The sequence below is a fragment of the Serratia sp. JKS000199 genome, assembly GCF_900215455.1.
Lineage (GTDB): Bacteria > Pseudomonadota > Gammaproteobacteria > Enterobacterales > Enterobacteriaceae > Serratia > Serratia ureilytica.
In genome coordinates, this window is sequence record NZ_LT907843.1 from 3,434,154 (window position 1) to 3,450,240 (window position 16,087).

Consider the following 16,087-nt stretch of genomic DNA (forward strand, 5'->3'; position numbering starts at 1 on the left):
CCCTGGCTCAAAAGAGCAGTTTGCCGATCGCCTCACCCGCTTCATCCGGCACCCGTCGCACTTCGCACTCCACGCCCAGTTCCGCCAGCGCGCGGAACGCGGCCACGTCGCCGTCGTCCAGCGACACCGTTTTGTGCACCTGCCGCTTCCCCTCGGCGAAGTGCATATTGCCGACGTTGACGAAACGGATCGGCACCCCGCCGCGCACCAGCGTCAACACGTCCTGCGGCGTTTTGCACACCAGAAAGATCTTCTGCCGATCCGCCGCCTTGTGGATCACGTCAATGGTTTTCTGCAGCGTGAAATAACGGGTCTGCACCCCTTCCGCCACCACCATGTCCATCAGGTTCTGCTGCACCGGATCGGCGGCGGCCTCGTCGTTGGCCACCACCACCAGGTTGGCGCCGAGGGTATTGGTCCAGGTCACGCCCACCTGGCCGTGCACCAGGCGATTGTCGATGCGGGTCATTAAAATGTTCGGCATGCTAGCGGCCCTCCGGGTAACAGGCGGCGTGGTAATCGTCGAGTACCTGCGTCACTTTATGCAGCACCCACTCCTGCGGATCGGCGCTCAATTCGCCGGCGTTCAGCGCCCGCGCCTGATCCGGCAGGTACTGGCTGAGCAGCGCCAACGGCGCCGGGCTGCGGCGCAGGTTGTCCAGCAAACCGTCGACCGCCTGCTGCACCTGCGGCTGCGGCCAGTAGTAACGCACCCGATCGCTCAGGCTGTAGTGGCGATCGAGATACTGCTGGTGCGGCGTACCGTGGTAGTAGCGGCTCCACTGCTGCGGCTGCTCGCGCATCACCTGCTCCAGCGTGGCGCGCAGCTGCGACGACTGGCTTTCCCCCAGCCATTCACGCTCGATGCGATCGAGAGCGAACAGCGCTTCTCGCAGCGCAAAGGTCAGCGCCGGCCCCACCTTTAGGATGGCGAAGTGATCGCGCACCAACTGGCGATAGGCCTGCGGCGGTTGGTAATCCGTAGAGTGCGCTTCATAGATCATGCCCGGCTGCCGTTCGATGAAATGGCTCAATGCGTCGGCGCGCTGCGGCTGATAACGTTCGACGCTGTGGTGATCGAACTCGACGCCCGGCTGCACCACCAGCGCAATGGTTCGCTGCCAGGCATCGTTCAGCTCGGCTTTTTGCCAGGCGATACGGTGCATTTCCAGCGTTTGCGCCACCGCCTGCGGCGTGGTGACCTGCAGGCCCGCCAATGCCTCCTGCGCGCCGCCCGGCACCGGCACCTCGGTGCCGATCACATAGACCGGCGCTTCGCCGCCGCTCTGCGCCCAGGCGCGTTCCGCCACCGCGCACAGGCGTGCCGCACGCTCGGCGACCGCCGCATCCCCCAGGGGCGAGGGATCGCCGGCGCACGACATGGAACAATCGAGATGAATTTTGCGAAATCCGGCGCGAACGTAATCGTCGATCAACGTTTCCGCCAGCGCCATCGCTTCCTGAGCCGGGCGATCCTGCCAGGCGTTCGGCCCCAGATGATCGCCGCCCAGCCACACGCGCTCGCGCGCCAGGCCAACCTCATCCGCCAGACGCCAAAGCGCATCGCGGAACTGGGCCGCCGTTTGGCCGGTATAGCCGCCGAACTGATTGACCTGGTTGGAGGTCGCTTCCACCAACACCGGCGTGCCGCGGCTTTTAGCCTGCCGCAGCGCGGCCTCCAGAACCCAGGGATGGGCGGAACAGACGGAAAAAATCCCGACCGGCATACCGGCCTTGTGCTGCTCGACAAGCTGTAACAACTGCTGCATGAAGCCCCCATGCAGGCGCCGTGCTACCGATCGGCGATGATGACCTCCACGCCCAGCTCGGTTAACGCCCGCTCGTAATCGTCCGGAAGACGGCTGTCAGTGATCAGCCGATGGATTTGTCCGGCTTCGCGAATCATGCAAAAGCTCTTGCGACCGAATTTGCTGGCATCCGCCACCGCGATAATCTCGCGCGCCACCTCGCACATCACGCGATTGAGGTGCGCTTCACCGGGGTGAGGCGTGGTGATGCCGGCGCTCAGATCGAACCCGTCGACGCCCAAAAACAGCTTGTCGAAGCGGTACTGACGCAATTGCTGCTCGGCAGCCGGACCGTAGAGCGAGTAAGAGTTGCGGCGCACGCTGCCCCCCAGCACCATGACTTCCACCCCGTCGTTTCCCGAAAGCTCATAGGCAATGTTCAGCGCGTTGGTCATCACCACCAGATCGCGCCGCCCCTTCAGGAACGGCACAATCTGCGCGGTGGTTGAACCGGAATCGAGGATCAGCGCCTCGCCGTCGCGCACATAGCCGGCCGCCGCGTTGGCGATCAGCGTTTTGACATCGCGATTCAACCGCCCTTTGTCCCGCAGCGGCCGATCGAAAGCGAATTGCTGATTGAGCATTGCGCCGCCGTAAGCGCGCAGCGCACACCCTTTTCGTTCCAGAAAGCGCAGATCGTTGCGGATCGTCACCGTGGATACTGCAAACTGTTTGCTGAGCTGTTCCACACGCACGCTGCCGTGCTCGCATAACAGATCGATGATGTGTTCACGTCGCTTTGCGGTATTCACTGGCATGAGCTGCGGTCCTCAGGTTTCCGGTATCGCCGGGGAGAAGATGGCTTTCGCTCTACTGCGCTGGCATTACAGCAAAGCGAAAGCAATGAAATTGTGATCGGGCTTACAGCCCCGTTTTAGCAAAAAAACCGCCAAAAAACCTTTCGAATCGAAACGAATCGAAAAGCAAAAAAAATGGAATGGGAGAAAAATGAAATGCCATGACGAGCATGAGCGCCGGAGAGCAGCCGCACCGGCGGCGGCAGAAGTGAAAGCGCCGCAGACCCCGTCCTGCCCCATGACTTTTAGTTCGCTAAGTGACCAGGATCACATAATGGTAATTATCCTGCAGCCGGCGGGGGTCAGCCCTCTCCATCCCGCCGGGCCATCCCCTTGTCAGCACGAGCCATCTTCCCTACACTTGCGATCAGATATCGGCTCCTTGTCGGTACGTAAGCGTTAACGTCAATCAACGCATCACGCCATGCAGCGCTGATTGTCTGCATGCCCTGGTGCGAGGAACTCATGCCGCAACCCGCTTCATCTTCATCATCATCCATCGCGACCCCGCGTCGCCGTTTGCATCGCCCTGCTCTGCTGATCGTTGGCATCATGCTGATCGCGGCTAACCTGCGCGCCGCCCTCACCAGCGTCGGCCCGCTGCTGGAACAGATTCAGCAACAGCTGGCGTTGTCCGCCACCGCCGCCGGCCTGATCAACTCGCTGCCGCTGATCCTGTTCGCCGTCCTCTCGCCACTCACCCCGGCGCTGGCGAAACGCTTCGGAATCGAACGCACCCTGGGCTTTGCCCTCGCACTGCTGGTTTGCGGCATCGCGCTGCGTTCCCTGCCGCAAGACGCCATGCTCTGGCTGGGAAGCGTTCTGATCGGCGCCGCCATCGCCTTCGCCAATGTGGTGCTGCCAACGCTGGTGAAAAGAGATTTTCCTCATCGCGCCGCCGCGATGATAGCGGCCTATGCGGCGGTGATGTCACTGGTCGCCGCCATCGCCTCCGGTCTGGCGGTACCGCTGGCTTCCCTGGCCGATCTCGGCTGGCGCTTCTCCTTGCTGTGCTGGGGATTACCTGCGCTGTTGGCGCTGTTGATCTGGTTGCCGCAGCTGCGGCGCACAGCCACACCCGCAGCCAAAGAGCCACAATCGGCAGAGCCGCAACGCTATCGCTCTCCCTGGGGCAGCGCGCTGGGCTGGCAAGTGGCGATGTTCATGGGGCTGCAATCGATCGCCTTCTACACCATTATCGGCTGGTTCAGCGCCTTTGCCGTCAGCCACGGCGCCTCAGCCCAGCAGGCGGGCTTCGAGCTGTTCGTTTATCAGGTGGTGGCGATCGTCGCCAACTTTGTCATGGTGGTGATTTTGCCGCGGGCGCGCGATCAGCGGGCGATAGCGCTGGGCAGTTCTCTGCTGATCTTTATCGGCGTCGGGGGATTATTGGTGCAACCCGCCAGTTCACTGGTGTGGCTGACGTTTGCCGGGTTGGGAGCGGGGAGTTCGCTGGTGCTGGCGCTGTCGTTCTTTGGATTGCGCAGTCAGCATCATCATCAGGCGACGCTGCTGTCGGGCATGGCGCAATCCGTCGGTTATCTGTTGGCCGCGCTGGGACCCACCTTATTCGGCCTGTTGCACGATCTGACGGAAGGCTGGCGCTGGCCGTTGATCGCTCTGCTATGCCTGACCGTCTTGCAAATGCTGTTCGGCGCGCTGGCCGGCCGCAGCCGCGTGATCGGCTAACGTCGCTGAACGATGGGCCGCGCCGCTTCGGGAGCGGTATCCTGCCATAAATCTTCAATAAAGGCGCGCTGCTCATCGCTCAGCCCCCATGAAGGCGGAATTTTTGACTGCGCGCGACGCTGAACGCCCTCACGGTTTTTAGCCTGCTTCTTGTTCACGAATCGTCTTCCTGCTTAACCTGCTAACTCAGTAACCAGTAAATCACGGCAGCGGTTAGCAGCCAGAACAGCCCGCTACCGATAAACACACACAGCCATGCTTTACGTTTGATATTTGATCCATCCTTGCTCACCACAGCGCCCCCAACCAATAGATTAAACCACTCAAAATAAAATTATTGATCTATTTTAACGATCAATAAAGTCGTTTTTTCCTATGGAAATTTAAAAAAATGCTGCTACCCATAGGTCTGCATTGCCGAATCAGCCACAACGGCACCGTGGATATCACTGTTATCGGCAGGCGAGAACGTGTTTTGATAGGCGAACGAATGCGCAGTGTGCCACACCTTTAAAGGTCAAAATTAAACCACCGGTAAATAATTCAAACATCAATTATTTGACTGGTCGTAAGCCAAATCGGCAGCAGACAGCATTGGAGGAGCGAGAGAAAATGAAGCGACGCACTGAAATAATGCGCGGGAGAAGCGCCGGCCCGTTTTGGTCTGGCACGGGCCGGCGTAAGTTAACCGATTCTGCTGACGGAATCCCGGCTGGCGTGTTCACGCTCGCTGCCGGTCAACTCGCGTAAATGGCCTGAGCGCATCTCCAGCAACCGATCGGCGTGTTCGAAATAGTGATCGTCATGGCTGATGGCGAACACCGTTTTGCCTAACGCGCGCAGCGCCGGCAACAGTTCGCGATAGAAAATGCGCCGGAACTGCGGATCCTGATCAGCGGCCCATTCATCCAACAGCAAAATATCGCGTTGTTCCGCCACCGCCAGCAACAGGGCCAGACGTTTGCGCTGCCCCTGCGACAGTTGCGGGTTGGTCACTCTGGCGCCGTCGAACTGCAATTTGCTTTTCATATTCAACCGTTCAAGCCAATGCGCGACCAGCGCCGTATCAGGTTCGCCGCCTTCCGGTCCTTGTAAACGATCGAACTGATGAAAATCGGTGAAAATCGCTGAAAACAGCCGGCGATAGTCCGGCATATCCGCCGCGGTCTGTGCGACACCATCCAGAACGATGTGCCCGCTTACCGGCCGATACAATCCGGTCAACAGCATCGCCAGCGTTGACTTGCCGCTGCCGTTGCCGCCGATAAGAAACACCAGCTCACCGCGCCGCAGCGTCAGATTAAGCGGCCCGACGGTAAAACCGGGCTGTTGTTCCGCATCTGCATAGTGAAAAACCACGTCGCGCAGCTCCAGCGTCTGCCAGGAACGGCCAACGGCGGCTGGAAACCCCGGCTGATACTCGGCCAGACGCAGCGCTTTCAGCTTGTTGAAGGCCACTTCGGCGCCGACCAGCGTCGGAAACGCCCCCACGGCCTGCAGTAAGGGCGTGCGCAAGAACAGCAGCGTCAGCGAGTAGGTCGCGGCCACCGTCGAGTCCGCCCATCCCAAACTGTTGGCCATAAAGAACACCAGCCCGATCACCCCTAACATCATGATGTTTGACCAGTTGAGCGCACTCAAATGGAAGGTATCGGCGCGAATGATATGGTAGCGATAGGCTTGCGCGTCGGGCTGATAGGCCTGCTCGTATAACGCCTGCGCCCGTTTGCGGTTCAACGTCAGTTCCTTACGGCCGTCAATCACCGATTCATAACGATGATAGAGACGCTCTTCTGACTCGCGCAAACTGGCCATATGGCGATAAACCCGTGACACCAGGCAGCCGCTACCCACCACGGTCACCGCCACCCAAACCGCCGTGACCGCCAGCATTTTCGGCGATAACCACCCCAGATAGGCCGCTGCCCCCAGGGTCAAAATCACCCCTTGTACCAATTCGGGCAAGCGCACGAAGGCGATGGTGATATTGCGGATGTCACTGGACAGACTGGCCAGCAATGAGGCGCTGCCTAACTGTTCGAGGCGCTCGATCTCGGTATCCAGAATGCGCTTCACCAGTTGCCCACGCAGCCGATAGACGAAGTAATGGCCCAATGTGGTCAGCGCCAGCTGTGAACCCAACGTGACCGCTATCAACAATGCCAGCAGGGCGAGAAACATCGGCAACACGGCCAATGGGTTGCCGCTGACGTCCATCAGATATTGATTGATAAAAGCAATGATACCGATGCCTAAACCGGCGCTGGCCATGGTCAATGCCATAACCGCCAGAAATGGCCAACGATACTGGCGATAAACCACCCGTAGCAGTTCCATGAACAAACCTCTGAAGTCGCGATCTGGCAGGCATTGTAAGCGGCGTGAGAATGAGATCAAGACGAATTCTCATCATAGTTTATCAAGCACCGGTCGGGGTGAGGCGTTATCGCGGTTGCCGCCTGCCGGCGACCAATTCGCAGCATCGTTCGCTTTAGGCGCTAAATATTCGCCAATTAAATAAGCTGCTCAAGAACATAGATCTATAAAATCAAAATGCATTCACTAAAAAAATAGCAAAAAATAAAAAGATAAAATAAACCCATGAATTCACAAATAAAATTATTTATTTCCTTTGCTGCCTATTATGTTCCAATGCTTTAATAAAACTTCATGATGGAAATCGCCAGTACCAGATACGCAGGAAAGGAAAATGAAAAAAAGGAAATTCCTTAGCCAGATTGAAATTGAACAACTGATTGCCGCCGTGCATGAGGGTAAAAATAGCATTCGAGATCGTTGTTTACTATTAATGTGCTTCATTCACGGCTTGCGGGTGAGCGAACTGCGATCATTACGCCTGCAAGATATTGATCTTACCTCCCATCGGATCCATATATCTCGGCTAAAGAACGGTTTTTCCGTTCAGCACCCCATTCAGCCGCGAGAACGACAGGCGCTGTTAAACTGGCTGGCCCAGCGGGCGAACTATCCTGACGCCAATTCCCCATGGTTATTTCTGTCGCGCCACGGCGGGCAAATTTCACGTCAGCAACTGTATCGCCTAATGAGAATGTACGGTGAAATGGCCGGCATTAGCGTTCAGGTTCATCCTCACATGCTGCGACACTCCTGCGGTTACGCGCTTGCAGATAACGGGGTCGATACGCGCTTGATTCAGGATTATTTAGGGCACAAAAATATCCAGAATACGGTGATCTACACCGCAACCAATGTAGAGCGATTCCGCACGATCAGCATTTAATCTTACGATGGAAATAACGATGCAGGCGCTCATCTTCTTTTAACATGCGCATCGAGTAAGGTAAAAATATCGGATGGGAAAATGCAGCCCGGCACGCCAACAACGGTCTAATTCAGCACTATTCCAACGCCGAGCTGCTTTCATCCACCCGCCCAGGGGAACACTTGTTTGATTGTTTTTTCAACGCCTATGCTACCTGCTTATACCCTGTCATTAACGATTAAGTCCCCTTTGACCACTTCCCGCCAAATTGCCGCGTAATATTGCCGTGCAATGAAAACAGTTCGCTGTCATTCTTCACCTGCAGTTTGCGCATGGCGCTGCATTTATGCGCGCTGATCGTCTTGATGCTGCGGCGTTGCAATTCGGCAATTTGCCGCAGGCTCATGCCGTTGAACAAAAAGGCCAACACATCAGTCTCGCAGCGAGTCAGCTTTCGGGTGAACACCTCATCTGCGCTAACCGAGGGGGCCAGAAAAGTCCCTATCTGTGGGCTCAACACTCGCTCCCCAAGCAAGACCCGATTAAAAAACTCCGCCACCAGCGGTAAAGCGTCATCTCTGGCGACGATGCTGACATTGGGCTGAGGCAACAATCGCCCTAACTCTTCTGCATTACGGCAACGGGTATAGGCAATCACCCGTAATTCGGGCAGTTGCGTGCACAGGGCCAGCAACGCTTCCCTGCCCTTAGCGGGCGTCTCATCTTCACCGTCCAGTTCGGTAATCAGCACGTCAGCCTGCTGATAGACCACGCTATCCACTACCGCACGTACGCTGGTTTCCTTTACGACGACTTTTACCTGGGTTGGCAGCGTTTTTAAAAAACTGGCCAACCCTTCCAGCGTCAATGGACATCTGTCCATTAATGCTATGTTCAGCGGTTGCTGACGCCATAAATGCATAATCTGCTCCTATGCTTGCTTGCCCACGAGACCTCGTGCGCTTGCCTAGCGAACCAAGGATGAACCTTGCGCAGCCATCCATTTCCCCTGAAGATACAGTTCCCCATCGCTGTGAAACCCCAGCTTCAACATCGCATTGCGTTTATGGGTGCTGACGGTGCGGATATCACGGCACATGGTCAGCGCCACGCTGGTCACGCTCTTACCGGAAAACAGTTGGGTCAACACATCCAGTTCCTTCGCCGTCAGCGGTTTATCGGCGCCAGCCTCATGCAATTGACGTTGGCGTACCCGGTGGCTGAAGCTGCAACTGCCTGTCAGGACTTGCTGAACACAGTGGGTCAATGCAATAGCCGGTTCCTGCTTCAGCATCAGGCCGCGAATACCGGAAGCGATGAGCTGCCGCAACAGCCTCGGTTCATCCAATGCCGTACAGATGACAATCGCGGTGTCCGGCGAGTTTTCCCGCACCTCAGCGATCAGCTTGAATCCCTCCAATACCGACTCTGATTGACCACACAGCTCCATCACCAATAAACGATGCGGATGCTCAGTCAATAAGGCTCTCAGTTCCACCAGATTTGCCACCTGCCGAATGTTGCCAGGTTGGAGACCACAGGATTCAATCAACCGGTTTCTCATCCCCAGAGCCGTCATGGCGCAGGGTTCCATGACAGCCACGGCACCCGCCGCTTCATTGCCCGCCGCCAAGGCCATTCCATTGGGATAATTGATTTTCATATCATCACCTTAACTCTGTCGTTAACCTTCCGCCCACGCCGGTCCTTTTGTCCCATTGCCTACTGATAGACAAAAGTGACCTGCAGAGCGCCGTCTATTGAACCTGGCGTCGATCCGCCATGGGTGCTGTATGCCCGCGCACGTAAATCGAATCTGGCATTATTCGTCGCGCGATCCACCAGTTGCGTCATGCTCTTGCCATTGCCCAGGTTGGCCCCTTGGCTATTCTGCAACTCAATTTGCACCCGACGAGAGCCGCCGTTGCTCTTGTACAAGCTGGCGCTTTCCTCGGCGGGCGTCCCGCTGAAGGTCGCGACGACAGAGGTGGTGGTGCTTGGGCAGTTTTTTAACGTCAGAGGAAACTCTATCCAGGGGCTGAAAGCCCCGGACGTCGCCAGGGTAGCAGCGGAAATATCGTCTCCCAAATTGACGGACACAGTGCCGTTCGCACCGTCGATTTCGCAGGGGGCGGCTTTAATGTTGCCGCTAATCACTATTTTCGATACCGCGAGCGCCGCCGGTACGGTCAAAAGCAACGCGCCGGTCAGCGCCAGGTTGCAGCCAAAACGATTACACATTTTCACCATAATCTGCTCCTTGTCGTTAAACGCAGGGGCCCGTCAGCCCGCTGCCGTTGAAATATCCGTTTATTGGATTTCGGCCTGAATGGTTGCCGTGGCATTAAACTGCCCCACTGAAGGGGCTTGCCCGGTGGTATTGATCGGATATACGCTGATCCGCGAACTGCCGCTTTGGTCGGGATAGTTGAAGTCATCGATGGGCAAGCGCCCGCTCTGCGGCCGAATCACATTGCCCTGCATATCCTTAATCATCACGCCGATGTCGCGGTTGCTGGTCTTCAGCGCCTCCGGCATGTTGCCGTCGGCCTCGCCGCGAAATGACAGACTGACTTTGACGCCCTCGGAAATATTGCGACAAGACAGCGTCAGCGTTCTCTCTTCCGGTGTGAAACGAGGTGGCATCGCGCCTTTCGTTTGGAAATGGGTGCTGACGATATCGCCAAAGTCGATCACCACCGTCTGGGGACTGATCTCGCAACTCTGCGGCACGGTGACGGTACCGCTCATAGAGATGGTGGAAACCGGCGTATCGCTTTTCACGCCACTCACTACCGATACATACGTTTCCACCAGTCGGGTATTCGGGATCGCCGTCACGCCAACGAAGGGCCGACGGAAATACAGGTGAATGCGCCCACGCGCGCCGCTGTTGTAGGGCGAACGGGCGCAGGATTCATCATCGCCATCCATGCTGGTCTTACGGTTAGTCTCATTGGTAAAGGGTGCAGCAAGGTATTCATTGCGCTGCCCCGCCACGAAGACCTCGCTGGCGACGCCCAAATATTCGTTCAACGCGTAATACGTCAATCCGCCCTCCTGAAATACCGGGTTGGTCAACAGCATTTTGGCGGTGATGTAAGAAGCCGTGCGAGCGGTACATTCGCATTTCACATAATACGAACCGGGCAAGTTCCATGCGTTCTTATCCGCGTTCTTGATAATCCGCCCCGTCACGTTTTGCGATGGGTCGCTTAAGCTTGGGGAAAAGGCAAATGAAAAGCCGTGCGTTCCTGATATCGGCGTACACTGCCCTGGCGCCGCCTGCGCCTGCTGTACAGCCAGTATTGCGCACGCCAGCAGCCCACCGGCGATCGCCCTGCGTTGAATCGATATTCCTGTCGCCATTGTCTGCACCTTATAAACACAGTCCGTTAACGAGACGTATTCCGCCGCTCTCTGGCTGATTAGCCAATTGATAGTTAGCCTGACACTGCTGAGCCGCGTCATTGCCCCACTTAACCTGCAGCCGGCCACTCTCCGCCATGCCGGCCAAATAAACCTGCCCGCCGTCACCGACAATGCCGGCATTATCAGAGGGGCTATTGAGATTGCTGACGGTGGCGCCGAACGGCACCGGATTGCCACTGCGCGTCAGTAATGTCAGCAACACGCGGGCACCGACATCCGGATTGAAGCTGGCACGCACCACGGCGCCACGGGTTGGGATCACCGTTTGGCTGCTCAAGGTCATATCGACATCCTCGGCGAAAGACTCGCCGTCCAGGCCGACGATATTGCGCCGATAAGGCGTCAGGTAAGGCACAACCGCATAGCCGCGCCAGTCGGTGCTGACCCCGGTCTGGTTCAAAACATCCACCCCTGAAGCGCCGGGCGCCTGCACTAATGCCACCGTATCGCCCAGCGGCTGCGACAGCGTGACGCCGTTTTGGTGCACCAGAACACCGCCCTGCACGCCGTAGCTCACCTGTTGGCGATGGCGATCGTAGCCATACCCCAGGTTCCACTCGGCGAGGGCGCCTTTGTAGTCCGCCTGAATATTACCGTTCGCCCCCACGCCCCTGCCGGTGTAGCCCTGGCTGATGCTGTAGTTCAGGTTGTTGCCCGGCAAAGCGGTGCCGCTCAACCCAAGATTGTTGCTGGTGGCGCCGTTGCGGCTGGCGTTCATGTTGTAGGTGGCGTAGCTGCCAGGCAGCCATTTGCTGAGCGGCACGCTGACGTTGAAGGCCACGATATGGTCGCGAATATTGCTGCGGTTGCCGTTGTTGTCATACCCGTTCTGGCTGAAGGTGTAATTCAGTCCGTAACTGACAGCTTCCCAACTGTTGTTGTAGCTGAGGCTGACCGACTGCGAACGACGATTGTCATTCCAGTAGTCTTCGTTAAACAGGCTGAGCGACAGCGTTCCTCCCAGATCCCACAGGCTCTGGCTCATCGTCAACTCGGCACGGCTCTTTTTGTGATCGTTATAGATCGCGCTGTTGCCGCCGTAACTCTCCAGCGCCTCTTGCAGGCTATAAAAACCACGCGTGGAATAGCGGTAGCTGGCCAAGCTGAAGTTAGTGCCGGTTTCAATGAAGTTTTTGCCGTAACGCAGGCGCCATGATTGCCCTTGCTCTTTCGGCCGAGTTTCCTGCTTGGTCCATGCCTGAGTGACATCAGCGGACAGCGCCCCCACCGCCCCCATGTTCTGCCCCCACCCCAGCGCCAGAGACTGGTACTTACTGGCGGCTTGCACGCCGCCGTACAACGTGGCCCCCCACGGCAAACCGTAGATGCCGGTGGCCTGGCTGAACGGACGTTCATCAACGCCGCCGCTGTATGAACGGTATTTCCCGCTGGTCAGGCTGTATTTGAAACGCCCTTCACGCTGCAATACCGGCACCACGGCATAAGGCACCACGAAATGTTGCTCCTGCCCGTCAGCCTCGCGCACGCTGACGTTCAGATCGCCGCTGCCGCCCGTGGGGTACAGATCGGTAATTTCAAACGCACCCGGCGGCACATAACTTTGATAAATCACGTAGCCGTTTTGCCGGATCACGATTTGCGCGTTAGTGCGCGCAATCCCGCGCACCACCGGCGAGTAGCCCTTCATACTGTCCGGCAGAATGTCATCTTCAGAAGCCAATTGCCCGCCGCGGAACTGTACGCTGTCGAACACCTCGCTGGACGTTGTGCTGTCGCCCAGAGTCAGGCGGCTTTGCAACGCAACAATATCGCGCTGCAGATAGGTATTGATTGAACGCCAGGATGAAGCGCCGCCGGTGTAGTGATTCCAGATGGAATAGTTACGCAAACGCCAGGCGCCCCAGTTGATGCCCGAGCGTAAATTGAGGTAATAGTTATTGTTGTTCTGCCGTTCGCTGCCGCGTGTTTGGCTATTGGCGCCGCTGAAGTTGTAATTGACCAACAACGCCGGTATGCCGGAGTCCCATTTATCCGGAGAAACATAATCGCGCGCATTTAAGTTCAATGCCGCTTGCGGAATGCTCAGATTCAATCTCAGCTGATTAAACTGGAACACCGTCGAAGCCTGAGGAATGGCCTGCGCCAGATTGACGCAGCGCTCCTCCGCCGCGATCGCCGGGAACATGGAGACTCTCACCCCCAATTCGGCCAATTTTTCCGCGCTGAAACAAGGCTGCAGCGCTTGCTTTCCGCCAGCCGTCGGCATCAGCCGGAACTCGACGTCGAGACTGTCAACCTGTTCGCCGTTAAGGTAAAGATCGACCCGATAAGTGCCGGGCGCCTGGCTGTTGTTTTCCTCAAATACGGAGAGATCGGCGCCACGCAGCGCCGGGTTGTCAATCTCCAACAGCGCCGGGTTGAAGTAATCACGTGCATGCGCTGCACCGATTGGATAAAGCAGCGCCACCTGGCAAGACATCAAACCGGCCAAAATCGATCGTGTCCCTGGTAAACCAATGCTATTCGGGTTATTCATCCTTTTAACTCCCTGTCCCGATTGGCTCAGCCGCCTAAAATTCAGGTAAGCCGAACGCTGGCCCCAGCGTTACTCCGGGGCCAAAAAACACGCATCGCGGCCCGGCTATAACGTGCCGGTATAGGTCTGGCCGGTTCCGCCATAGTCGTTGATGATTTGCCAGCTCAGGCTGCCTCCCCCACCCTTCGCCGTCGGTAACGGAAAACTGGCGGTAGCTTGCGGCGCAACCATGGTGTTGCCGGTAATGGCACTGCCGTTCAGCTTCAAATTAAAAAAGGTGAGGTAATAGGGTGAAGGGTTGGTCACCTGCAGCCGATCGCCGCTGCGCCGCCACGTTACTTTGCCGGCCGCTTCTTCCGGATTGCCGGCCAGTCCCTGGGGACGATAAATCAGCTTGATGCGGGTCTTGATCGCAATTTGCAGCGTGTTTTCTTTCTTTTCTACCGAAGGAATAGACTTCACATTCAGCCAATACAGCGATTCTCTGTCCGTCGGCAAATTGCCGCCCGCACGCACTACGCGCAGCAGGTTATTTTGGCCGCCGTCCAAGCGAAACAACGGTGGGGTGATGATAAACGGCGCTTTAGCGCTTTCCCCCTCTTGAGCATCGACCCAGGATTGGATCAAATAAGGCACCGCATCCGGATTATTGATATTCAGAGCGGACTCTTTTTTACCTCCGTCGTATATCAGCCGTGTCCCGCCCACGATCACGCCGGCCTGAGCCGGAGCCCAAAGCGCCATCAATAACGCTGCCGTCAGCGCAAAATATCCCGCTTTCATTTTGTTATCTTCCCCGATGAATAAAGAGCCAGAGACACAGCCTCTGGCCCATTTTTCTAACGCTCACGCCGATATAACGGCGTGAATTTACTGATAGGCGATAGTGAAGTTGGCGGTGGCGTTCGCGCTACCGACGGAAACGGTATCGTAAGCGTAATAACGCGCCACAAAGCCCAGAACGTTGTCTTTGTTCTCTGCCAGCGTATATACGCGGGAATCGTTGCCGATATTGAGCACATTGCTGGCATCATCCAGCAACTGTACGCCAACGCCACCAGCAACATCGGCGGCGTCAGTCAGCTTCAACAACCCGGACTGGCCCTGAACTTGAGTGCCGTCAAAACGCACGGTGGCGCCGGTGACAGTCGCCGGGCAGTTTTTTAACACCAGGTTGAATGCCTTGGCACCTGCAGTATTAGATTGAATAAACGCATCTTTGGCGATCTTACCCAGAGCGACCTGCTTGTTTTGGGAGTCCGGATCAACGGTGCACGACTGATCGGTGATGCTACCGGTGATATTCAGCTTGCCATCAGCGGCAAATACGGAGGTGGTAAATGCAGACGCGGTCAAAACAGCTACAGCCAGCAGATTCTTTTTCATCCTACTTTCCTTAAAATTATGCAAAATATGCATGGTTTTATTTCCGACATATCCTTAATGTCATTCCCTTTTATTTAGTTCCACGAAGAGCAAATACCCTTGACCAAACTTATTGATGGCCTAAGGCTTATTCACCCAAACGATTCATTTTGAACTAAAGTGACTCCTTTGGTTTTTAAAACCAAAAAACAAATAAAAGACAGAATTTAAAGCCAAATAGAAAACAAAATAACCTCAAATCAGACCAAAAAACCAAGGGATTGGCCGATTGATTTAAACTGACTTTTCTTTGATTAGGATTTTGCTTAGATGGCTGGAGTGCGGAAGAAATGAAACATTAACTCAACTATATGTTTTTAAATAAAATTCCCCTTTGTCAGACAAAGTGAGCGTAGGAATATTGACATTGTTTTTACGCGTCCTTACAGTATGTTTCAGTTTAGTTCAAAGTGACTCCTTGCCGTTACTCTATTAAATCGCGCTTACCAAATTTCTTTAAAGCGCTGTGCATTGCTGGCGGTATAAATCACTGTATTCTGAATATTTCGGTGCCCGAGGTAATCCTGAATTAATCGGGTATCGATACCTCGGTCCGCCAACGCAAATCCGCAACCATGCCGCAGCATATGCGGATGGGCGTTAATCTCCAGTTTCGCCACCTTACTGTAATGACGAAGCAGGCCGTAAATACGTTGGCGCGACAAACGCCCGCCCCGATTGGAAAGAAATAACCATTCCTGATCGGCCCAACGGTGTTGCCGGCGTTTATCCAGCCAACGCCGCAAACATTGCCTTTCTCGCAGATAAAGCGGATGCACCGTGGAAAAACCATTCTTCAAGCGATGAACATAAATGTTGCCGCCTTCCAGATCGATGTCCGACAAACGCCATCCCCCAATTTCGCTGGCGCGGCAACCATGAATAAAACACATATAAATCAGACAATAATCGCGTTCTGGATTCTTTCCATGCAGCGTGACCTCAAGCAGTCTCTCCACTTCAGAAGGCGTCAGATGTTTACGATTAGACATACAACCTCTATTACTTTGATCGGAAAAATGTGGCTGTCATTTTCCTTTTACATCACCACAATGGACACTCAGGGTTTCCCCTGGCTATGGATAGGTTCCTGCATCCAGCGCGGAGTATAACGGATTTGCCAAACGCGAACAGTGTACAGGGATTAATCCCCCCTTCAGCGCCCCCCTTGAGGCCCCCTCATTAATGAAAACCG

General features: G+C 55.9%; 16 protein-coding genes. 2 read left to right on the forward strand and 14 right to left on the reverse strand.

Annotation, left to right across the window (positions count from 1 at the left end; translation table 11 throughout):
* Positions 1 to 7: 7 nt before the first annotated feature.
* From agaV to agaR, 3 genes are read right to left on the reverse strand one after another with little or no spacing between them, the layout of a single operon-like run.
* On the reverse strand, positions 8 to 484 hold the full coding sequence (gene agaV, locus CPH57_RS16400) for a PTS N-acetylgalactosamine transporter subunit IIB (protein ID WP_004931808.1): 477 nt from the start codon (positions 482 to 484) through the stop codon (positions 8 to 10).
* Position 485: 1 nt separating this feature from the next.
* Entirely contained in the window at positions 486 to 1,769 is a 1,284-nt protein-coding gene (locus CPH57_RS16405) for a D-tagatose-bisphosphate aldolase, class II, non-catalytic subunit (protein WP_096242562.1), read from the reverse strand.
* Between the two features lie 23 nt (positions 1,770 to 1,792).
* Entirely contained in the window at positions 1,793 to 2,566 is a 774-nt protein-coding gene (gene agaR, locus CPH57_RS16410; RefSeq protein WP_033644822.1) for a transcriptional repressor AgaR, read from the reverse strand.
* A gap of 504 nt (positions 2,567 to 3,070) precedes the next feature.
* Here agaR and CPH57_RS16415 point away from each other — a divergent pair.
* Positions 3,071 to 4,294: an MFS transporter gene (locus CPH57_RS16415; protein WP_047573842.1), complete on the forward strand. Its 1,224-nt coding sequence runs from the start codon at positions 3,071 to 3,073 to the stop codon at positions 4,292 to 4,294.
* On the opposite strand, the gene CPH57_RS24600 is transcribed toward CPH57_RS16415, so the two are convergent.
* From CPH57_RS24600 to CPH57_RS16425, 3 genes are all read right to left on the reverse strand, one after another.
* Positions 4,291 to 4,452, reverse strand: coding sequence for a hypothetical protein (locus tag CPH57_RS24600; protein ID WP_162997249.1), 162 nt, complete (start codon positions 4,450 to 4,452; stop codon positions 4,291 to 4,293). The genes CPH57_RS16415 and CPH57_RS24600 overlap by 4 nt on opposite strands.
* A gap of 23 nt (positions 4,453 to 4,475) precedes the next feature.
* A complete protein-coding gene (locus tag CPH57_RS16420; protein WP_071845171.1) occupies positions 4,476 to 4,589 on the reverse strand; it encodes a YmiA family putative membrane protein in 114 nt (37 codons plus the stop codon).
* A 389-nt stretch (positions 4,590 to 4,978) separates the two neighbouring features.
* Positions 4,979 to 6,631, reverse strand: coding sequence for a multidrug ABC transporter permease/ATP-binding protein (locus tag CPH57_RS16425; protein WP_096242563.1), 1,653 nt, complete (start codon positions 6,629 to 6,631; stop codon positions 4,979 to 4,981).
* Positions 6,632 to 7,004: 373 nt separating this feature from the next.
* Between CPH57_RS16425 and CPH57_RS16430 the strand changes: the two genes are divergently transcribed.
* Positions 7,005 to 7,556: a tyrosine-type DNA invertase gene (locus CPH57_RS16430; protein ID WP_033644817.1), complete on the forward strand. Its 552-nt coding sequence runs from the start codon at positions 7,005 to 7,007 to the stop codon at positions 7,554 to 7,556.
* A 220-nt stretch (positions 7,557 to 7,776) separates the two neighbouring features.
* Here CPH57_RS16430 and CPH57_RS16435 read toward each other — a convergent pair whose 3' ends face one another.
* From CPH57_RS16435 to CPH57_RS16470, 8 genes are all read right to left on the reverse strand, one after another.
* Complete coding sequence (locus CPH57_RS16435) at positions 7,777 to 8,460, reverse strand: response regulator transcription factor (protein ID WP_096242564.1); 684 nt, start codon at positions 8,458 to 8,460, stop codon at positions 7,777 to 7,779.
* A 45-nt stretch (positions 8,461 to 8,505) separates the two neighbouring features.
* Positions 8,506 to 9,201, reverse strand: coding sequence for a response regulator transcription factor (locus tag CPH57_RS16440; RefSeq protein WP_042785287.1), 696 nt, complete (start codon positions 9,199 to 9,201; stop codon positions 8,506 to 8,508).
* 59 nt (positions 9,202 to 9,260) lie between these two features.
* Complete coding sequence (locus CPH57_RS16445; protein ID WP_089197388.1) at positions 9,261 to 9,788, reverse strand: fimbrial protein; 528 nt, start codon at positions 9,786 to 9,788, stop codon at positions 9,261 to 9,263.
* A gap of 60 nt (positions 9,789 to 9,848) precedes the next feature.
* The gene (locus CPH57_RS16450) at positions 9,849 to 10,907 is read right to left on the reverse strand and encodes a fimbrial protein (RefSeq protein ID WP_046687740.1); all 1,059 of its coding nucleotides are present in this window, start codon (positions 10,905 to 10,907) and stop codon (positions 9,849 to 9,851) included.
* Between the two features lie 10 nt (positions 10,908 to 10,917).
* Entirely contained in the window at positions 10,918 to 13,467 is a 2,550-nt protein-coding gene (locus tag CPH57_RS16455; protein ID WP_096242565.1) for a fimbria/pilus outer membrane usher protein, read from the reverse strand.
* A 105-nt stretch (positions 13,468 to 13,572) separates the two neighbouring features.
* Positions 13,573 to 14,250 (reverse strand): molecular chaperone, encoded by a 678-nt coding sequence (locus CPH57_RS16460; RefSeq protein WP_046687742.1) that lies wholly within the window; start codon positions 14,248 to 14,250, stop codon positions 13,573 to 13,575.
* A gap of 87 nt (positions 14,251 to 14,337) precedes the next feature.
* Complete coding sequence (locus tag CPH57_RS16465) at positions 14,338 to 14,853, reverse strand: fimbrial protein (RefSeq protein WP_033652146.1); 516 nt, start codon at positions 14,851 to 14,853, stop codon at positions 14,338 to 14,340.
* A gap of 482 nt (positions 14,854 to 15,335) precedes the next feature.
* Positions 15,336 to 15,884 carry a tyrosine-type DNA invertase gene (locus tag CPH57_RS16470; RefSeq protein WP_033644811.1) on the reverse strand — a complete coding sequence of 183 codons (549 nt, stop codon included), beginning with the start codon at positions 15,882 to 15,884 and terminating at the stop codon, positions 15,336 to 15,338.
* Positions 15,885 to 16,087 lie beyond the last annotated feature (203 nt).

Excerpts from the sequence above, each read along its gene's own strand:
- agaV (WP_004931808.1), bottom strand. The coding sequence starts at position 484 with ATGCCGAACATTTTAATGACCCGCATCGACAATCGCCTGGTGCACGGC.
- CPH57_RS16405 (WP_096242562.1), bottom strand. The coding sequence starts at position 1,769 with ATGCAGCAGTTGTTACAGCTTGTCGAGCAGCACAAGGCCGGTATGCCG.
- agaR (WP_033644822.1), bottom strand. The coding sequence starts at position 2,566 with ATGCCAGTGAATACCGCAAAGCGACGTGAACACATCATCGATCTGTTA.
- CPH57_RS16415 (WP_047573842.1), top strand. The coding sequence starts at position 3,071 with ATGCCGCAACCCGCTTCATCTTCATCATCATCCATCGCGACCCCGCGT.
- CPH57_RS16425 (WP_096242563.1), bottom strand. The coding sequence starts at position 6,631 with ATGGAACTGCTACGGGTGGTTTATCGCCAGTATCGTTGGCCATTTCTG.
- CPH57_RS16430 (WP_033644817.1), top strand. The coding sequence starts at position 7,005 with ATGAAAAAAAGGAAATTCCTTAGCCAGATTGAAATTGAACAACTGATT.
- CPH57_RS16435 (WP_096242564.1), bottom strand. The coding sequence starts at position 8,460 with ATGCATTTATGGCGTCAGCAACCGCTGAACATAGCATTAATGGACAGA.
- CPH57_RS16440 (WP_042785287.1), bottom strand. The coding sequence starts at position 9,201 with ATGAAAATCAATTATCCCAATGGAATGGCCTTGGCGGCGGGCAATGAA.
- CPH57_RS16445 (WP_089197388.1), bottom strand. The coding sequence starts at position 9,788 with ATGGTGAAAATGTGTAATCGTTTTGGCTGCAACCTGGCGCTGACCGGC.
- CPH57_RS16450 (WP_046687740.1), bottom strand. The coding sequence starts at position 10,907 with ATGGCGACAGGAATATCGATTCAACGCAGGGCGATCGCCGGTGGGCTG.
- CPH57_RS16455 (WP_096242565.1), bottom strand. The coding sequence starts at position 13,467 with ATGAATAACCCGAATAGCATTGGTTTACCAGGGACACGATCGATTTTG.
- CPH57_RS16460 (WP_046687742.1), bottom strand. The coding sequence starts at position 14,250 with ATGAAAGCGGGATATTTTGCGCTGACGGCAGCGTTATTGATGGCGCTT.
- CPH57_RS16465 (WP_033652146.1), bottom strand. The coding sequence starts at position 14,853 with ATGAAAAAGAATCTGCTGGCTGTAGCTGTTTTGACCGCGTCTGCATTT.
- CPH57_RS16470 (WP_033644811.1), bottom strand. The coding sequence starts at position 15,884 with ATGTCTAATCGTAAACATCTGACGCCTTCTGAAGTGGAGAGACTGCTT.